At 38.5% G+C, this 16,318-nt stretch carries 30 protein-coding genes; all 30 read right to left on the reverse strand.

Features of this window, described 5'->3' with window-relative positions:
• Positions 1-22 precede the first annotated feature (22 nt).
• The 30 genes from rplQ to fusA all read right to left on the reverse strand — a co-directional run bounded on the left by rplQ (position 23) and on the right by fusA (position 16,317).
• On the reverse strand, positions 23-526 hold the full coding sequence (gene rplQ / locus RM545_RS05900) for a 50S ribosomal protein L17 (RefSeq protein ID WP_311494393.1): 504 nt from the start codon (positions 524-526) through the stop codon (positions 23-25).
• Positions 527-566: 40 nt separating this feature from the next.
• A complete protein-coding gene (locus tag RM545_RS05905; protein ID WP_311494394.1) occupies positions 567-1,559 on the reverse strand; it encodes a DNA-directed RNA polymerase subunit alpha in 993 nt (330 codons plus the stop codon).
• Positions 1,560-1,579: 20 nt separating this feature from the next.
• Entirely contained in the window at positions 1,580-2,185 is a 606-nt protein-coding gene (gene rpsD, locus RM545_RS05910) for a 30S ribosomal protein S4 (RefSeq protein WP_311494395.1), read from the reverse strand.
• A gap of 89 nt (positions 2,186-2,274) precedes the next feature.
• A complete protein-coding gene (rpsK, locus tag RM545_RS05915; RefSeq protein ID WP_311486054.1) occupies positions 2,275-2,670 on the reverse strand; it encodes a 30S ribosomal protein S11 in 396 nt (131 codons plus the stop codon).
• Between the two features lie 8 nt (positions 2,671-2,678).
• Positions 2,679-3,053, reverse strand: coding sequence for a 30S ribosomal protein S13 (rpsM, locus tag RM545_RS05920; RefSeq protein WP_311494396.1), 375 nt, complete (start codon positions 3,051-3,053; stop codon positions 2,679-2,681).
• A gap of 2 nt (positions 3,054-3,055) precedes the next feature.
• The gene (ykgO, locus tag RM545_RS05925; RefSeq protein ID WP_010519235.1) at positions 3,056-3,172 is read right to left on the reverse strand and encodes a type B 50S ribosomal protein L36; all 117 of its coding nucleotides are present in this window, start codon (positions 3,170-3,172) and stop codon (positions 3,056-3,058) included.
• A 119-nt stretch (positions 3,173-3,291) separates the two neighbouring features.
• The gene (gene infA / locus RM545_RS05930; RefSeq protein WP_014031991.1) at positions 3,292-3,507 is read right to left on the reverse strand and encodes a translation initiation factor IF-1; all 216 of its coding nucleotides are present in this window, start codon (positions 3,505-3,507) and stop codon (positions 3,292-3,294) included.
• Positions 3,508-3,510: 3 nt separating this feature from the next.
• Positions 3,511-4,848, reverse strand: a complete 1,338-nt coding sequence (secY, locus tag RM545_RS05935) for a preprotein translocase subunit SecY (RefSeq protein WP_311494397.1) — start codon at positions 4,846-4,848, stop codon at positions 3,511-3,513.
• 10 nt (positions 4,849-4,858) lie between these two features.
• Positions 4,859-5,311, reverse strand: a complete 453-nt coding sequence (rplO, locus tag RM545_RS05940) for a 50S ribosomal protein L15 (protein WP_311494398.1) — start codon at positions 5,309-5,311, stop codon at positions 4,859-4,861.
• Between the two features lie 8 nt (positions 5,312-5,319).
• Positions 5,320-5,502 carry a 50S ribosomal protein L30 gene (gene rpmD / locus RM545_RS05945; RefSeq protein ID WP_311494399.1) on the reverse strand — a complete coding sequence of 61 codons (183 nt, stop codon included), beginning with the start codon at positions 5,500-5,502 and terminating at the stop codon, positions 5,320-5,322.
• A 13-nt stretch (positions 5,503-5,515) separates the two neighbouring features.
• Positions 5,516-6,040, reverse strand: a complete 525-nt coding sequence (gene rpsE, locus RM545_RS05950; protein WP_311494400.1) for a 30S ribosomal protein S5 — start codon at positions 6,038-6,040, stop codon at positions 5,516-5,518.
• Positions 6,041-6,046: 6 nt separating this feature from the next.
• Complete coding sequence (gene rplR / locus RM545_RS05955; protein WP_311494401.1) at positions 6,047-6,400, reverse strand: 50S ribosomal protein L18; 354 nt, start codon at positions 6,398-6,400, stop codon at positions 6,047-6,049.
• Positions 6,401-6,412: 12 nt separating this feature from the next.
• Positions 6,413-6,955: a 50S ribosomal protein L6 gene (rplF, locus tag RM545_RS05960; protein ID WP_311494402.1), complete on the reverse strand. Its 543-nt coding sequence runs from the start codon at positions 6,953-6,955 to the stop codon at positions 6,413-6,415.
• 19 nt (positions 6,956-6,974) lie between these two features.
• Complete coding sequence (gene rpsH / locus RM545_RS05965; protein WP_311494403.1) at positions 6,975-7,373, reverse strand: 30S ribosomal protein S8; 399 nt, start codon at positions 7,371-7,373, stop codon at positions 6,975-6,977.
• Between the two features lie 66 nt (positions 7,374-7,439).
• Complete coding sequence (rpsN, locus tag RM545_RS05970; protein ID WP_311484693.1) at positions 7,440-7,709, reverse strand: 30S ribosomal protein S14; 270 nt, start codon at positions 7,707-7,709, stop codon at positions 7,440-7,442.
• A gap of 2 nt (positions 7,710-7,711) precedes the next feature.
• On the reverse strand, positions 7,712-8,263 hold the full coding sequence (gene rplE, locus RM545_RS05975; protein ID WP_311484694.1) for a 50S ribosomal protein L5: 552 nt from the start codon (positions 8,261-8,263) through the stop codon (positions 7,712-7,714).
• A gap of 2 nt (positions 8,264-8,265) precedes the next feature.
• Positions 8,266-8,577: a 50S ribosomal protein L24 gene (gene rplX, locus RM545_RS05980; protein ID WP_311494404.1), complete on the reverse strand. Its 312-nt coding sequence runs from the start codon at positions 8,575-8,577 to the stop codon at positions 8,266-8,268.
• 12 nt (positions 8,578-8,589) lie between these two features.
• Entirely contained in the window at positions 8,590-8,958 is a 369-nt protein-coding gene (rplN, locus tag RM545_RS05985) for a 50S ribosomal protein L14 (protein WP_311494405.1), read from the reverse strand.
• 3 nt (positions 8,959-8,961) lie between these two features.
• Positions 8,962-9,219, reverse strand: coding sequence for a 30S ribosomal protein S17 (gene rpsQ, locus RM545_RS05990; RefSeq protein WP_311494406.1), 258 nt, complete (start codon positions 9,217-9,219; stop codon positions 8,962-8,964).
• A gap of 18 nt (positions 9,220-9,237) precedes the next feature.
• Positions 9,238-9,429, reverse strand: coding sequence for a 50S ribosomal protein L29 (rpmC, locus tag RM545_RS05995; protein WP_311494407.1), 192 nt, complete (start codon positions 9,427-9,429; stop codon positions 9,238-9,240).
• Between the two features lie 11 nt (positions 9,430-9,440).
• Positions 9,441-9,860, reverse strand: coding sequence for a 50S ribosomal protein L16 (gene rplP, locus RM545_RS06000; protein ID WP_311494408.1), 420 nt, complete (start codon positions 9,858-9,860; stop codon positions 9,441-9,443).
• 19 nt (positions 9,861-9,879) lie between these two features.
• A complete protein-coding gene (gene rpsC, locus RM545_RS06005) occupies positions 9,880-10,605 on the reverse strand; it encodes a 30S ribosomal protein S3 (RefSeq protein WP_311494409.1) in 726 nt (241 codons plus the stop codon).
• A 7-nt stretch (positions 10,606-10,612) separates the two neighbouring features.
• On the reverse strand, positions 10,613-11,020 hold the full coding sequence (gene rplV, locus RM545_RS06010) for a 50S ribosomal protein L22 (protein WP_311494410.1): 408 nt from the start codon (positions 11,018-11,020) through the stop codon (positions 10,613-10,615).
• An 8-nt stretch (positions 11,021-11,028) separates the two neighbouring features.
• Positions 11,029-11,307 (reverse strand): 30S ribosomal protein S19, encoded by a 279-nt coding sequence (gene rpsS / locus RM545_RS06015; RefSeq protein ID WP_311494411.1) that lies wholly within the window; start codon positions 11,305-11,307, stop codon positions 11,029-11,031.
• 6 nt (positions 11,308-11,313) lie between these two features.
• Entirely contained in the window at positions 11,314-12,141 is an 828-nt protein-coding gene (gene rplB, locus RM545_RS06020; RefSeq protein ID WP_311484702.1) for a 50S ribosomal protein L2, read from the reverse strand.
• Positions 12,142-12,150: 9 nt separating this feature from the next.
• Positions 12,151-12,441 (reverse strand): 50S ribosomal protein L23, encoded by a 291-nt coding sequence (gene rplW, locus RM545_RS06025; RefSeq protein ID WP_311494412.1) that lies wholly within the window; start codon positions 12,439-12,441, stop codon positions 12,151-12,153.
• Between the two features lie 4 nt (positions 12,442-12,445).
• The gene (gene rplD / locus RM545_RS06030) at positions 12,446-13,075 is read right to left on the reverse strand and encodes a 50S ribosomal protein L4 (protein WP_311494413.1); all 630 of its coding nucleotides are present in this window, start codon (positions 13,073-13,075) and stop codon (positions 12,446-12,448) included.
• Entirely contained in the window at positions 13,075-13,686 is a 612-nt protein-coding gene (gene rplC, locus RM545_RS06035) for a 50S ribosomal protein L3 (protein WP_311494414.1), read from the reverse strand. The genes rplD and rplC overlap by 1 nt, the downstream gene beginning before the upstream one ends.
• Positions 13,687-13,889: 203 nt before the next feature.
• Positions 13,890-14,195, reverse strand: coding sequence for a 30S ribosomal protein S10 (gene rpsJ / locus RM545_RS06040; protein WP_007094989.1), 306 nt, complete (start codon positions 14,193-14,195; stop codon positions 13,890-13,892).
• A 10-nt stretch (positions 14,196-14,205) separates the two neighbouring features.
• The gene (gene fusA / locus RM545_RS06045) at positions 14,206-16,317 is read right to left on the reverse strand and encodes an elongation factor G (protein WP_311494415.1); all 2,112 of its coding nucleotides are present in this window, start codon (positions 16,315-16,317) and stop codon (positions 14,206-14,208) included.
• Position 16,318 lies beyond the last annotated feature (1 nt).

The raw sequence follows: 16,318 nt of genomic DNA on the forward strand, positions 1-16,318 counted from the left end.
ATTTCTGATTTAAAAGAATCATCTATTCTTCTTTTTTATCTTCCTTATTTTCTGAAGTTTCTTCAGATTTAGTTTCTGCTTGTGGAGCCGGTGCATCTGTAGTAGATTTCTTCTTACCTGCTCTACGAGTAGATTTTTTCTTCTCTGGTTTCTCAAGATTATACGTTTCGTTATAATCTACCAGTTCGATCATTGCCATGTCAGCATTATCTCCCAATCTGTTACCTAATTTAATAACCCTTGTGTATCCACCCGGACGATCTCCAACTTTAGGAGCAACTTCACGAAACAATTCACTTACTGAATCCTTATCACGAAGTTTACTAAAAACCAATCTTCTGTTATGTGTGGTATCTTCTTTAGACTTGGTTACTAAAGGTTCAACAAAAACTCTAAGAGCTTTGGCTTTGGCAACAGTGGTATTAATGCGTTTGTGCTCAATTAGGGAACATGCCATATTCGCCAACATAGACTTGCGGTGTGCAGTTTTACGCCCTAAATGATTTATTTTCTTTCCGTGTCTCATTACTATTCTCTTTTAGATCTAGAATTCATTAAAGAATGAACTAGTCTTTATCTAATTTATATTTTGATAGGTCCATACCAAAGTTTAAACCTTTATTATTAACAAGCTCTTCAAGTTCTGTCAAAGACTTCTTACCGAAGTTTCTGAATTTCATAAGATCGTTCTTGTTATAAGATACAAGGTCACCAAGGGTATCAACTTCAGCCGCTTTTAAACAATTTAATGCTCTTACTGAAAGATCCATATCTACCAATTTGGTTTTCAATAATTGTCTCATGTGAAGAGATTCTTCGTCATAAGTTTCAGTTTGAGCAATTTCATCAGCTTCAAGAGTGATGCGCTCGTCAGAGAACAACATGAAGTGGTGAATTAAAGTCTTGGCAGCCTCTGTTAAAGCATCTTTAGGATGAATAGAACCATCACTGATGATTTCAAAAACTAGTTTTTCGTAGTCAGTTTTCTGTTCTACACGATAGTTTTCGATACTATACTTTACATTCTTTATTGGTGTATAAATAGAGTCTGTAAAAATAGTTCCTAAAGGCGCATTGGACTTTTTATTTTCTTCAGCCGGAACATAACCTCTACCTTTTTCAATAGTGATTTCCATATTCACGTTCACCTTTTTATCAAGATGACACACTACAAGATCTGGGTTTAACACCTGAAATCCTGAAATGAATTTCTGAAAATGACCTGCAGTAAGTTGATCTTCTCCGGAAACAGAAATTGTAACGGCTTCGTTATCTATTTCATCAATTTGCCTCTTGAACCTAACCTGCTTCAGGTTTAGGATAATTTCTGTTACATCTTCAACCACTCCCGGGATAGTAGAAAATTCGTGCTCTACTCCTTCAATTCTAACTGAAGTAATCGCGAATCCTTCTAATGAAGATAACAGCACTCTTCTTAAAGCGTTACCAACGGTCAATCCATATCCTGGTTCCAAAGGGCGAAACTCAAATTTCCCTTCGAAATCGGTGGAATCAATCATTATAACTTTATCGGGCTTCTGAAAATTTAGTATTGCCATATTACGACTTCTGTGAATTATTACTTCGAATATAATTCGACGATGAATTGTTCATTTATATTTTCCGGAATCTGAACCCTTCCAGGTACAGAAACGAAAGTTCCTTCTTTTGTCTCATTATTCCAGGTAATCCATTCGTATACACTGCTAGAATTAGCAAGTGAATCCTGAATTGCCTGTAAAGATTTAGACTTCTCCCTTACTCCTACAACATCTCCTGCTTTTAACTGATAAGAAGGAATATTTACTTGTTCCCCATTTACGGTTATATGCCTGTGGGAAACTAATTGTCTGGCTCCTCTTCTTGATGGAGAGACACCCATTCTATATACCACGTTATCTAAACGTGATTCACATAATTGTAAAAGCACCTCACCGGTAATTCCAGTTGATCTTGTTGCTTTTTCAAACATGTTTCTAAATTGACGCTCAAGAATACCATAAGTATATTTCGCTTTTTGTTTTTCCATTAACTGGATAGCGTACTCAGATTTCTTTCCACGACGACGGTTGTTCCCGTGCTGTCCAGGAGGATAGTTTCTTTTTTCAAAAGATTTATCGTCTCCGAAAATAGCTTCACCGAATTTACGGGCTATTTTTGTCTTTGGACCAGTATATCTTGCCATTAAATTTTAATTTATTAGAAAGGGATTATGAATTAAGGTCACTGTCCTTCGATAATCGCAATATCCTTTCTTATTATTATACTTATTAATTAAACTCTACGTCTTTTAGGAGGACGACATCCATTGTGCGGAAGTGGTGTAACGTCAATAATCTCAGTCACTTCAATACCACTGTTGTGAAGGGAACGAATAGCAGATTCTCTACCATTACCAGGTCCTTTCACGTATACTTTTACTTTACGCAAACCAGCTTCGTGAGCTACTTTAGATGCATCTTCCGCTGCTAACTGAGCCGCGTAAGGAGTGTTCTTTTTGGAACCTCTAAAGCCCATTTTTCCAGCTGAAGACCAGGACACAACATCACCTTTTTTATTTGTCAAAGAAATAATGATGTTATTAAAAGAAGCAGTAACATGTGCCTCTCCATTAGCCTCAACGATAACTTTGCGTTTCTTCTGAACAGCCTTTTTTGTTGCCTTTGCCATATTACTTACTATTTAGTCGCTTTTTTCTTGTTAGCAACTGTTTTTCTTCTACCTTTTCTGGTTCTTGAGTTGTTTTTGGTTCTTTGACCTCTTAAAGGTAAACCAGATCTATGTCTGATACCTCTATAACTTCCAATATCCATCAGACGTTTGATACTCAATTGAACCTCAGTACGTAACTCTCCTTCGATTTGATAATTACCTACAGCTTCACGAATACGACCAATCTCATCATCATCCCAGTCGGAAACTTTTTTACTCTCATCTACTTTGGCCTCTTCCAGGATGCTTTGAGCCCTGCTTTTGCCAATTCCGAAGATATAGGTCAATGCTATAACTCCTCGCTTTTGTTTAGGTATATCAACCCCTGCAATTCTTGCCATAATTAGCCTTGTCTTTGTTTAAATCTAGGATTCTTTTTGTTAATTACGTAAAGCCTGCCTTTTCTGCGAACTATTTTACAGTCGGCGCTTCTCTTTTTTATTGATGCTCTAACTTTCATCTCTTCAGTTTTTTATGTTTACCGGATGTAAAACTGAAATTTACATCCAATATTATTGCTACATAATTTTTTTCAGGTTGCAAAAGTACTGAAAAAAAATTTAATAGCTCAATTCTAAATTAGTATCTGTATGTAATTCGCGCCTTAGTTAAATCGTAAGGGCTCATTTCAAGTTTCACTTTATCCCCGGGCAACAATTTAATGTAGTGCATACGCATCTTACCAGAGATATGTGCAGTCACGACGTGACCATTTTCTAATTCAACACGAAACATCGCATTGGATAATGCCTCGATAATCGTTCCGTCCTGTTCAATTGCTGGTTGTTTTGCCATAATTTAAGCTACTGCTTTTCTGTTCTTACCTGATTTCATTAATCCGTCATAATGCCTGTTAAGCAGATATGAATTCACTTGTTGCATCGTATCTATAGCAACTCCCACCATAATTAAAAGCGAAGTACCTCCAAAAAACAAAGCCCAATTTTGTTGCACACCCAGCAAACTAACAACAATCGCCGGGAACACAGCTATTAAGGCAAGGAATATAGAACCCGGTAAAGTAATTTGTGACATTACCCGATCTAAAAACTCCGCAGTCTCGGTTCCAGGACGAATTCCCGGAATAAAACCTCCACTTCTCTTAAGGTCATCGGCCATCTTGTTAGTAGGTACAGTGATTGCCGTATAAAAATATGTGAAGATAATGATCAATAAAGCAAAAACAAGATTATACCAAAATCCAAATATATCACTAAACACTGTTGCTAATCCCTGTGCTGCATCAGAATCTGAAACTCCAACAACAGCAAGAGGTATAAACATAATTGCCTGAGCAAAAATGATAGGCATAACACCCGAAGCATTTAATTTTAATGGAATATACTGTCTCGAACCAAAAACGTTCTTCTCATAACCTCCAGAAGCACTTCTCCTTGCGTACTGAACCGGAATTTGACGAACCGCCATGACAAGCATTACAGAGGCAAGAATAATCGTAAACCAGATTACCAATTCAATAAGGATCATAATTAATCCTCCATTCGATTCAAAAACCCTGGAAGCGAACTCCTGAATAAAAGCTTGTGGTAAAGTTGCAATAATACCAACCATAATCAATAATGAAATACCATTACCAATACCTTTATCTGTAATTTTTTCACCCAACCACATAGCAAATATGGTACCTGTTGTAAGAATCACCACAGAAGAGGCTACAAAGGTTATTGTATCACCCAACATAAAAGCGCCCTGCGGAAGAGTCGCAAATAAGTTATAAATATAACCCGGACCCTGTACCAATGTAATAGCTATGGTCAACCAACGTGTGATCTGGTTAATTTTTCTTCGACCACTTTCTCCCTCTTTCTGCAATTTTTGAAGATAAGGAATAGCGATCCCCATCAATTGAACTACAATAGAAGCCGAGATGTAAGGCATAATTCCCAAAGCAAAAACGGAGGCATTAGAAAATGCCCCGCCTGTAAACGCATTAAGAAGACCTAAAAGTCCTCCATCAGTTTGATTGGCAAGGTTAGCCAATTGAGATGCGTCTATTCCGGGAAGCACAACCTGCGCTCCAAAACGATATACAAGGAGTAAACCGAGGGTTACTAAAATTCTATTTTTTAGCTCCTCGATTTTCCAAATATTCTTAATAGTATTGATGAATTTCATTTGATTTCTATTATAAAGTTACAACTTCACCTCCGGCAGCTTCAATAGCTTCTTTCGCTGAGGCAGTAAATTTATGAACAGATATTTTCAACTTTGCTTTTAATTCACCTCTACCTAATATCTTAACAAGCTCATTCTTTCCAGCCAATCCATTTTCAACAAGCACATCCATATCTACAGTATCCTTTATTCTACCTTCATCCACAAGTGACTGAAGAGTATCTAGGTTAACACCTTGATATACCTTACGATTTCTGTTGTTGAATCCAAATTTAGGAACACGGCGTTGCAGCGGCATCTGACCTCCTTCAAATCCAATTTTCTTGGAGTAACCAGAACGTGACTTGGCCCCTTTGTGACCTCTGGTAGCAGTACCACCTTTGCCGGAACCTTCTCCGCGGCCTACACGCTTGTTATTACTTTTAACTGAACCTTCTGCAGGTCTTAAGTTACTTAAATCCATGTGTATTATTATTTTGTTCCTTCTACAGAAACTAAATGTTTAACTTTATTTACCATACCAAGGATGTTTGGCGTCTCATCATGCTCCACCGTCTGACCAATCTTCTTAAGACCTAAAGATTCCAGAACTAATTTCTGGTTCTTACTACGGTTAATAGCACTTCTTACTTTTGTAACTCTAATCTTTCCCATCTCTGTCCTTGATTTATCCTTTAAAAACCTTGTCTAACGAAATTCCTCTTTGCTTAGCAACAGTTTCTGCACTTCGCAATTGCAATAAAGCATCAAAAGTAGCTTTAACCACGTTATGAGGATTGGAAGATCCCTGGTTCTTCGAAAGTACATCGTGCACACCTACTGATTCCAGTACAGCACGAATTGGACCACCAGCAATAATACCTGTACCCGTGGCAGCTGGTAGTAGTAATACTCTTGCTCCACCATACTTACCTTTTTGCTCATGCGGAAGAGTTCCTTTAGTTAAAGGAATTCTAACTAAATTCTTTTTAGCATCTTCTACAGCCTTGGAAATAGCGTCAGCAACTTCTTTAGATTTTCCTAAACCTTGCCCTACAACACCATTTTCATCTCCTACTACCACGATAGCAGAAAAACCAAATGCTCTACCTCCTTTAGTAACTTTTGTAACACGCTGAACTCCAACAAGACGATCTTTTAACTCAAGTCCTCCCGGTTTTACGTGCTCTACGTTTTTATAATCTTGATACATAATTTCTTAGAATTTTAGTCCTCCTTCTCGAGCACCTTCTGCTAATGATTTAACTCTTCCGTGATACAAGTAACCACCTCTATCGAAAGAAATAGTTTCTATTCCAGCTTCTTTAGCTTTCTCAGCAAGGGACTTACCTACCAAAGTAGCTTGCTCCATCTTACCTTCAGCTGAAGAAATACTTTTATCTCTTGAAGAAGCTGCGGCCAAAGTTTTACCTTCAACATCATCTATAATCTGAGCATAAATTTCTTTATTACTCCTAAAAACAGATAATCTTGGACGGCTTCCGGTTCCTGTAATATCCCTACGGATACGCTTCTTTATTTTTTGTCTTCTCTTTTCTTTTGAAAATGCCATATCTAAACTTTATTAAGCTGATTTACCTGCTTTTCTTCTTAATTGCTCTCCAACAAACTTGATACCTTTACCTTTATAAGGCTCTGGTGTTCTAAATGAACGGATTTTCGCCGCAATTTGTCCAACCAATTGTTTGTCGTAAGAAGTAAGTTTTATGACAGGGTTTTTCCCTTTTTCAGAAACTGTTTCCACTTTAACTTCGGGCGCCAAATCTAGCACAATATTATGGGAATACCCAACAGCCAAATCTAATTTTTGACCCTGGTTAGATGCCCTGTAACCTACACCTACCAATTCTAATTTCTTGGTATATCCTTCAGTAACACCAGTTATCATATTGTTAACCAAAGCTCGGTACAAACCATGCTTCGCTTTCTGATCACTTTTTTCAGAAGATCGCTCAAAATAAATAACTCCTTCTTCGATTTTAAAATCGATGTCATTAATTTCCTGCTTAAGCTCTCCTAATTTTCCTTTTACCGTTATTACATTTCCATCAATGTTAACATCAACACCTTCTGGAATTGCAACTGGGCTTTTACCTATTCTTGACATTGTTTAAGTCTTTTAAGTATTAGTAAACGTAACACAATACCTCGCCACCAACTTTCTCAGCTTGCGCCTGCTTTCCTGTCATAACTCCATGTGAAGTAGAAACAATAGCAATACCTAAACCGTTCAAAATTCTAGGTAGTTCGCTGGCACCGGAATACTTACGTAAACCAGGTTTACTTATTCTTTGAATATCTTTAATTACGGACTCTTTAGTAGATTTATCATACTTAAGAGCAATCTTTATACTTCCCTGAGCGGTTGTATCCTCAAATTTATAACTAAGGATATAACCCTGATCGAATAGAATTTTTGTAATTTCTTTCTTAAGGTTAGAAGCCGGGATCTCAACCACCCTGTGGTTTGCCGCAACAGCATTTCTAATCCTCGTCAAATAATCTGCAATCGGATCTGTATTCATTTCTATTTATTTATGGTAGTGGTTTTCCCAGGAAATATCCAAAGAACCTTCCACCCATTTATATTCTTACCAACTTGCTTTTCTTACCCCAGGAATCAATCCATTGTTAGCCATTTCCCTAAAAGTTACACGGGAAAGACCGAATTGTCTCATATATCCTCTTGGACGGCCTGTTAGTTTACAACGATTGTGCAAGCGTACGGGGGAAGCATTTTTTGGTAATTTCTGTAACGCCTCATAATCTCCAGCTTCTTTCAAAGCCTTACGTTTTTCAGCGTACTTTTCTACCATTTTTTGTCTCTTCACCTCACGGGCTTTCATTGATTCTTTAGCCATAATTAATTCTTTTTAAAAGGTAATCCTAGTTCGGTTAACAATGATTTAGCTTCCTTATCGGTAGCGGCCGTGGTAACAAAAGTGATATCCATCCCAGCAATTCTATTCACTGCATCTATATCAATTTCAGGAAAAATAATTTGTTCTGTTACACCCAAATTATAATTTCCCCTACCATCGAAACCGTTCGCCTTAATTCCGTTGAAATCACGTACACGTGGCAGCGCACTGGTAATTAAACGATCTAAAAATTCATACATTCTATAACCCCGCAAAGTGACTTTAGCACCAATTGGCATTCCTTTACGTAGTTTAAATGAAGCAACATCCTTTTTTGAAATTGTAGACACTGCCTTTTGACCGCTAATAGCAGTTAATTCATCTAAAGCGTAATCAATAAGCTTTTTATCTGCAACAGCTCCACCAACTCCACGGCTTATCACTATCTTCTCAAGCTTTGGCACTTCCATAATATTGGAGTAGCTGAATTCTTCTGTAAGAGCAGATTTTACTCTGTCATTATACTCTTGTCTAAGTCTTGGTACGTATGCCATAACTATATTACTTCATTAGATTTTTTGGAAAATCTCACTTTCTTTCCATCCTCCGTTTTGTAACCAACTCTTGTTGTTTCACCATTCTTGTCAATAAGCGCAAGATTAGATACATGAATAGGAGCTTCTTTCTTTTTAATGCCTCCTTGTGGATTAGCTGCACTTGGTTTCTCATGTTTAGAGATCTCATTTACACCTTCCACAATAGCCTTATTCTTATCCAGAAGTACTTTTTGCACCTTACCTTCCTGCCCTTTATGCTCTCCGGCAATAACGCGAACTGTATCTCCCGATTTTATTTTAAGCTTTGTCATCTTTTTAATGTATTAAAGCACTTCTGGTGCCAATGATACAATTTTCATGAATTGCTTATCACGAAGTTCTCTCGCCACCGGACCAAACACACGTGTACCACGCATTTCTCCCGTTGGGTTTAACAGAACACAGGCATTATCATCAAAACGGATGTAAGATCCGTCTGGCCTGCGAACTTCTTTCCTGGTACGCACAACAACTGCTGTTGAAACTGCACCCTTCTTGATGTTTCCGTTAGGTGTAGCTTCTTTTACGCTGACAACTATTTTGTCTCCAACAGAAGCGTATCTTTTCTTTGTACCTCCTAATACACGTATAGCTAAAACTTCTTTAGCACCTGTATTATCTGCTACTCTTAGTCTGGACTCTTGTTGTACCATGGTTTACTTCGCTCTTTCAATTATTTCTACTAATCTCCAAGTTTTGGATTTACTTAAAGGTCTTGTTTCCATGATCCTTACAGTATCACCTTCATTGCAGTCGTTTGTCTCGTCGTGTGCTACGTACTTTTTAGTTTTCAAAACGAACTTTCCGTACATAGGGTGCTTTACTTTCTTAACTTCAGAAACCACAATGGACTTCTGCATTTTATTACTTGTAACTACGCCTACACGCTCTTTTCTTAAGTTTCTTTTTTCCATCTTTCAGCAGAATAACAATTATTGTTGTTCTCTTTTATTTAACTCTGTAGCAAGTCTCGCTATGCTTCTTCTTACAGCTCTTAACTGTATAGGGTTCTCCAGTGGCGAAACTGCATGAGCCATTTTCAAATCTGAATATGCTTTTCTAGATTTTCCAAGCTCTTCTTGTAATTCTGCCACAGACAGTTCCTTTACTTCTGATTGTTTCATAAAATTATATATTAAGCTTGATAATCTCTAGCTACAACAAATTTAGTTTTCACAGGAAGTTTTTGTGCAGCAAGACGTAACGCCTCTTTAGCAACATCCATCGGTACTCCACCAATTTCAAACATAATTCTTCCTGGTTTCACAACAGCTGCCCAATACTCTACAGCACCTTTACCTTTACCCATACGTACTTCAAGAGGTTTCTTTGTAATTGGCTTATCTGGAAATATTTTAATCCAAATAGACCCTTCCCTTTTCATGTAACGAGTAGCAGCAATACGCGCAGCCTCTATTTGGCGAGATGTAATGAAACTAGAATCCATTGATTTGATCCCGAAAGTTCCATTTGAAAGTCTATGCCCTCTTCCGGCATTTCCTTTCATGCGGCCTTTTTGTTGCTTACGATATTTTGTTCTTTTAGGTTGTAACATTTTTCTTTACTTTAAAAAATTACTTTCTACGACGTGATTTATTACCACCTCGCCCGGATCCTGATCCTCCTTTACCTCCTTGTTTCTTTGCAAGACCAACAAGTGGGGAAAGTTCTCTTTTTCCGTACACTTCACCTTTCATGATCCATACTTTAACACCCAATCTACCATAAGTAGTATGAGCTTCCACTAAAGCATAATCAATATCGGCCCTAAAAGTAGACAAAGGAATTCTTCCATCTTTGTAGGATTCATTACGTGCCATTTCAGCACCGTTTAAACGTCCGGAAATCTGAATTTTGATTCCTTCAGCATTCATCCTCATTGCAGCCGCAACAGCCATTTTTATTGCACGACGGTAAGAAATACGATTCTCGATTTGTCTTGCAACACTAGATGCCACTAAATGCGCATCAAGTTCCGGTCTTTTAATTTCAAAGATGTTAATTTGAACCTCCTTATCGGTAATCTTCTTAAGCTCTTCTTTCAGCTTGTCTACCTCCTGACCACCTTTCCCAATAATAATACCAGGTCTGGCAGTGGTGATAGTAACGGTTACAAGCTTTAGGGTACGCTCAATAATTACCCTGGATACACTCGCTTTCGAGAGGCGAGCATGGATGTACTTTCTAATCTTATCGTCTTCGGCTAATTTATCGCCGTAGTCATTTCCTCCGTACCAGTTAGATTCCCATCCTCTGATAATACCAAGGCGATTTCCGATTGGATTTGTCTTTTGTCCCATACTCTTCTTAGCTTTGTGTATTGTTGTTTGCTCCAAGCACTAATGTTACGTGATTGGATCTTTTTCTAATTCGGTGTGCTCGACCCTGTGGTGCCGGACGAAGTCTCTTCAGCATACTTCCACCGTCTACACGAATCTCTTTCACAAATAATTCAGCCTCTTCAAGATTCACATCTTCATTTTTAGCCTGCCAGTTAGCAATAGCCGAAAGCAAAAGCTTTTCTACGCGTCCTGATGCTTCTTTCTGACTGAATTTTAATATCTGAAGCGCTTTTTCTACTTTCTCTCCCCGAACCAAATCCGCAACTAAGCGCATTTTCCTCGGCGAAGTAGGGCAGTTATTTAACTTTGCAAAAGCTACCTGTTTCTTGGCTTCTTTTATTTGCTCTGCTCTTTCTCTTTTACGAACTCCCATAGCTTCAATTATCTTTTACCTTTATTTTTCGCACCAGCGTGTCCTCTAAAAGAGCGGGTTGGTGAAAATTCTCCTAATTTATGCCCTACCATGTTCTCAGTCACATAAACAGGAACGAATTGTTTCCCGTTGTGCACTGCGATAGTCTGCCCAACGAAATCTGGAGTAATCATAGAAGCGCGTGACCAGGTTTTGATAACCGCTTTTTTACCAGACTCAACATTTTGAGAAACTTTCTTATCTAATTTATAGTGAACGTAAGGTCCTTTTTTTAATGAACGTGCCATATCTTATTATTTCTTTCTACGTTCTACAATATATTTATTACTCGATTTGGTTTTAGAGCGGGTTTTAAAACCTTTTGCAGGTAAACCTTTTCTAGAACGAGGGTGACCACCTGAAGCCCTACCTTCACCACCACCCATTGGGTGATCCACAGGGTTCATCACAACAGGTCTGGTTCTAGGCCTTCTACCCAACCAACGTTTTCTACCGGCTTTACCAGAAATCTGCAATTGGTGATCACTGTTTGAAACAGCACCAATAGTAGCCATACATGTAGAAAGCACCCTTCTAATTTCTCCTGAAGGAAGTTTTATGGTGGCGTATTTTCCTTCTCTTGCTAACAACTGAGCAAAAGCACCGGCACTACGAGCCATAACAGCTCCCTGACCAGCTCTAAGTTCGATACACGAAATAACGGTACCAAGAGGAATGTTAGCCAAAGGCATAGCATTTCCTATTTCCGGAGCCGCAGCCTCATTGCTTGACACCACATTCTGATCTACCTGTAAACCGTTTTGAGCAATAATATACCTTTTCTCACCATCCTGATAATTCAATAAAGCGATAAAGGCCGTTCTATTAGGATCGTACTGTATACTCGCTACAGTAGCAGGAATACCCTGCTTGTCCCTTTTAAAATCAACTACTCTGTAACGTCTTTTATGCCCACCACCTTTATAGCGCATGGTCATTTTTCCCTGACTGTTTCTACCACCTGATTTTTTTATCGGAGCTAATAAGCTTTTCTCCGGCTTGTCAGTAGTAATGGCGTCAAACCCATTAACTACTCTAAAACGCTGACCAGGGGTGATTGGTTTTAATTTTCTAACTGACATTTTTTAATCTTAAAGATTACTGTATAAATCAATAGTTTCACCTTCCGTCACCTGTACTAAAGCTTTCTTGTAAGCTGAAGTTTTACCAGTAATCATACCAGATTTTGTATACCTGGTTTTGCGATCTGGACGGACATTCATTGTGCGAACTTTAGTAACTGAAACGCCATAAGCAGACTCAACCGCGTCTTTAATTTCAATCTTATTCGCCTTATTATTTACCACAAACGAATAGCAGTTATTCAACTCACTATCAGCCGTGGCTTTCTCTGTAATAATAGGTTTTATTAAGACACTCATACGTTTATTTACTTAAATTCGACTCAATTCCTTCTAGAGAACCTTCTAAAAATACAATATTGTTTGCATTTAATATTTTATAAGTGCTTAATTCTGTGCTACTTACAACTTCAGAGGTTTTCAAATTTCGTGATGACAAATATACATTTTTATTTGACCCACCCAACACTATCAGAGATTTTTTGTTTTCAATGCCTAAGGCCTTCAAAACATCTTTGAAATTTCTGGTTTTTGGTGCATCAAATTGGAAATCTTCCACAACAATGATTGATTTGTCATTTGCTTTGATAGACAAAGCGGATTTTCTTGCCAAACGCTTTAGGTTTTTATTTAATTTAAAACCATAGTTTCTTGGTCTTGGACCAAAAACACGACCACCACCTCTAAAAATAGGAGACTTAATACTACCAGCACGTGCTGTACCAGTACCTTTCTGCTTCTTAATTTTTCGAGTACTACCAACAATCTCTGCACGCTCTTTAGCCGAGTGCGTTCCCTGGCGTTGATTCGCCAGGTACTGTTTAACATCAAGATAAACAGCGTGATCGTTTGGCTCTATAGCGAAAACAGCATCAGAAAGGCTTGCCTTTCTACCTGTTTCTTTTCCTTTTATATCTAAAACTGCTACTTCCATTACTTACTAATGATTACGTATGAGTTTTTATGTCCCGGAACAGCTCCTTTTACTACTAAAAGATTCTTATCTGCAACAACTTTTAAAACTCTCAGGTTTTCTACTTTTACTTTTTCGCCACCCATTCTTCCGGCCATCTTCATTCCCTTGAAAACTCTCGCAGGATATGATGCAGCACCAATAGAACCAGGAGCTCTTAAACGGTTATGTTGACCGTGGGTCGCCTGACCTACACCACCAAAACCGTGTCTTTTAACAACACCCTGAAAACCTTTACCTTTAGATGTACCTGCTATATCAACAAATTCACCTTCAGCAAAATGCTCCACAGTAATAGCGTCGCCTAATTTATAATCCCCATCAAAACCCTGGAATTCAACGACTCTACGCTTTGGAGCGCTTCCTGCTTTTTTAGCATGCCCTGTAGCAGCCTTATTTGCAGTCTTTGCGTCATCGAAACCAAGTTGAAGTGCTTCGTACCCGTCAACCTCATTGGTTCTGACTTGGGTAATTACACATGGTCCTGCCTCAATAACGGTACAAGGGATATTTTTCCCATTTTCGTCAAAGATGCTGGTCATGCCTATTTTTTTTCCTATTAACCCAGACATAATTCTTAATTATTATTAATTTTTATTCCCTATTCTTTATCAAAATCTAAAATCGCTTTCCCTATAGGGTTGGGGAAAGAAATCATTTTAAAAAAATTCAGGGCAGAAAAATACTTTCGCCCTGAATGTATCTTTCTTCCGTTTTTCCCTCGCCAACTGCTCAGGACATGTCACTGAAAATGTCAATTTTCAGCCTATAACTATCACACCTTAATCTCTACTTCTACCCCACTCGGTAATTCAAGCTTCATCAAAGCATCAATAGTTTTTGACGAAGAACTGTAGATGTCAAGAAGCCTTTTATAAGAGCTTAACTGAAACTGCTCTCTGGATTTCTTGTTCACGTGAGGTGAACGCAATACTGTAAAGATTTTTTTATGCGTAGGTAACGGAATTGGTCCGGTAACCACAGCACCCGTAGTCTTTACGGTTTTTACAATCTTCTCAGCAGATTTATCTACCAGGTTGTGATCGTAAGATTTTAGTTTTATTCTTATTTTCTGACTCATTTTCCTAATATTATTCGTTTGATGTACCCTTTGCTGCTTTAATCACGTCTTCAGAAATATTAGAAGGCGTTTCAGCATAATGAGAGAATTCCATTGTTGACGTTGCTCTACCCGAAGATAATGTTCTTAATGTCGTTACATAACCAAACATTTCAGAAAGCGGCACTTCAGCCTTCACAACTTTAGCTCCAGATCTGTCAGACATACTATTTACCTGACCTCTTCTTCTGTTAAGGTCACCAACAATATCACCCATGTTTTCTTCCGGAGTAACAACTTCATTTTTCATGATTGGTTCAAGGATAACAGCCCCTGCTTTCTTCGCAGCTGCCTTATATCCCATTTTAGCAGCCAATTCGAAAGACAATTGATCAGAATCCACAGGGTGAAAAGATCCGTCTTTCAAAACAACTTTTAGGGTATCCATCTGGAATCCGGCAAGAGGACCGTGTTTCATAGCCTCTGTAAATCCTTTTTGTACCGAAGGAACAAATTCTTTTGGAATACGTCCACCTTTAATTTCATCTACGAACTGAAGTCCCGGACCTTCAAAATCTTCGTCTGCAGGACCCATTTCAAAAACAATATCAGCAAACTTACCACGACCACCGGACTGTTTCTTATAAACCTCCCTATGATCTGCGCTCCTGGTTACCGTCTCCTTATACTCAACCTGAGGTTGACCTTCGTTTACTTCAACCTTAAATTCTCTTTTCAAACGATCAACAAGAATTTCGATATGTAATTCACCCATACCGGAAATAATTGTTTGTCCTGAATTTTCATCAGTCTTCACCTGAAAAGTAGGATCCTCTTCGGCTAGTTTAGCCAAAGCCATACCCATTTTATCCACATCGGCCTTGGTTTTAGGCTCAACAGCAATACCAATTACCGGTGCAGGGAATGACATAGATTCTAAAACAATAGGATGATTCACATCTGTAAGAGTATCCCCTGTTTTAATATCTTTAAATCCAACTGCTGCTCCAATATCTCCAGCCTCAATCTTATCTATCGGCTCTTGTTTGTTAGAGTGCATCTGATAGATACGTGAAATACGTTCTTTTTTACCTGAACGTACGTTCAAGACATAAGAACCAGCATCAAGAGTACCTGAATATGTTCTAAAGAAAGCCAAACGTCCTACGAAAGGATCGGTAGCAATTTTAAATGCAAGCGCAGAAAATGGAGAATCCACATTAGGCTTACGCTTTTCTTCTTCCCCTGTGTCAGGATTTGTACCTTCAATAGCTTCAACATCTACCGGTGAAGGCAAATATCTCATCACAGCATCAAGCATCGCCTGAACACCTTTATTTTTAAACGCTGAACCACACATCATAGGTATGATAGACATATCTATAGTAGCAGCTCTAAGAGCAGCGATTATCTCATCCTCTGTAATAGAGTCTTCATCTTCAAAGAATTTCTCCATTAAAGCTTCGTCGTATTCAGCAACCGCTTCAACGAGTTCAGTTCGGTATTTATTGACATCATCTTTAAGCTCTTCAGGAATGTCGATGATATCATAAGTCATCCCCATATCCTCATCACTCCAGATAACAGCCTTTTTAGAGATAAGATCCACAACTCCTTTAAAGTCAATCTCATCTCCAATTGGAACTTGTAAAGGAACAGGATTACCTCCCAACATTTCCTTAACCTGCTTACATACGTTAAAGAAGTCAGCACCCTGACGGTCCATTTTATTTACAAATCCTAAACGCGGAACTTTATATTTATCCGCCTGTCTCCATACAGTTTCGGATTGAGGCTCAACCCCATCCACTGCACTAAACAAGGCAACCATACCATCCAAAACACGCAACGAACGCTCTACCTCTACAGTAAAGTCCACGTGCCCCGGAGTATCAATAATATTTACAGTAAATTCCTGGTCTCTGTACATCCACTTACAGTGAGTCGCAGCCGAGGTGATTGTAATACCTCTTTCCTGCTCCTGCTCCATCCAGTCCATTGTTGCCGCACCGTCATGAACCTCTCCAATTTTGTGACTTACACCAGTATAATAAAGGATACGCTCTGTTGTTGTTGTCTTACCAGCATCAATATGAGCCGCAATTCCTATATTTCTTGTATATTTTAAATCTCTTTGCGCCATT

Origin of the sequence: Autumnicola lenta, from assembly GCF_031846515.1 — a bacterium.
GTDB classification, from domain to species: Bacteria; Bacteroidota; Bacteroidia; order Flavobacteriales; family Flavobacteriaceae; genus Autumnicola; species Autumnicola lenta.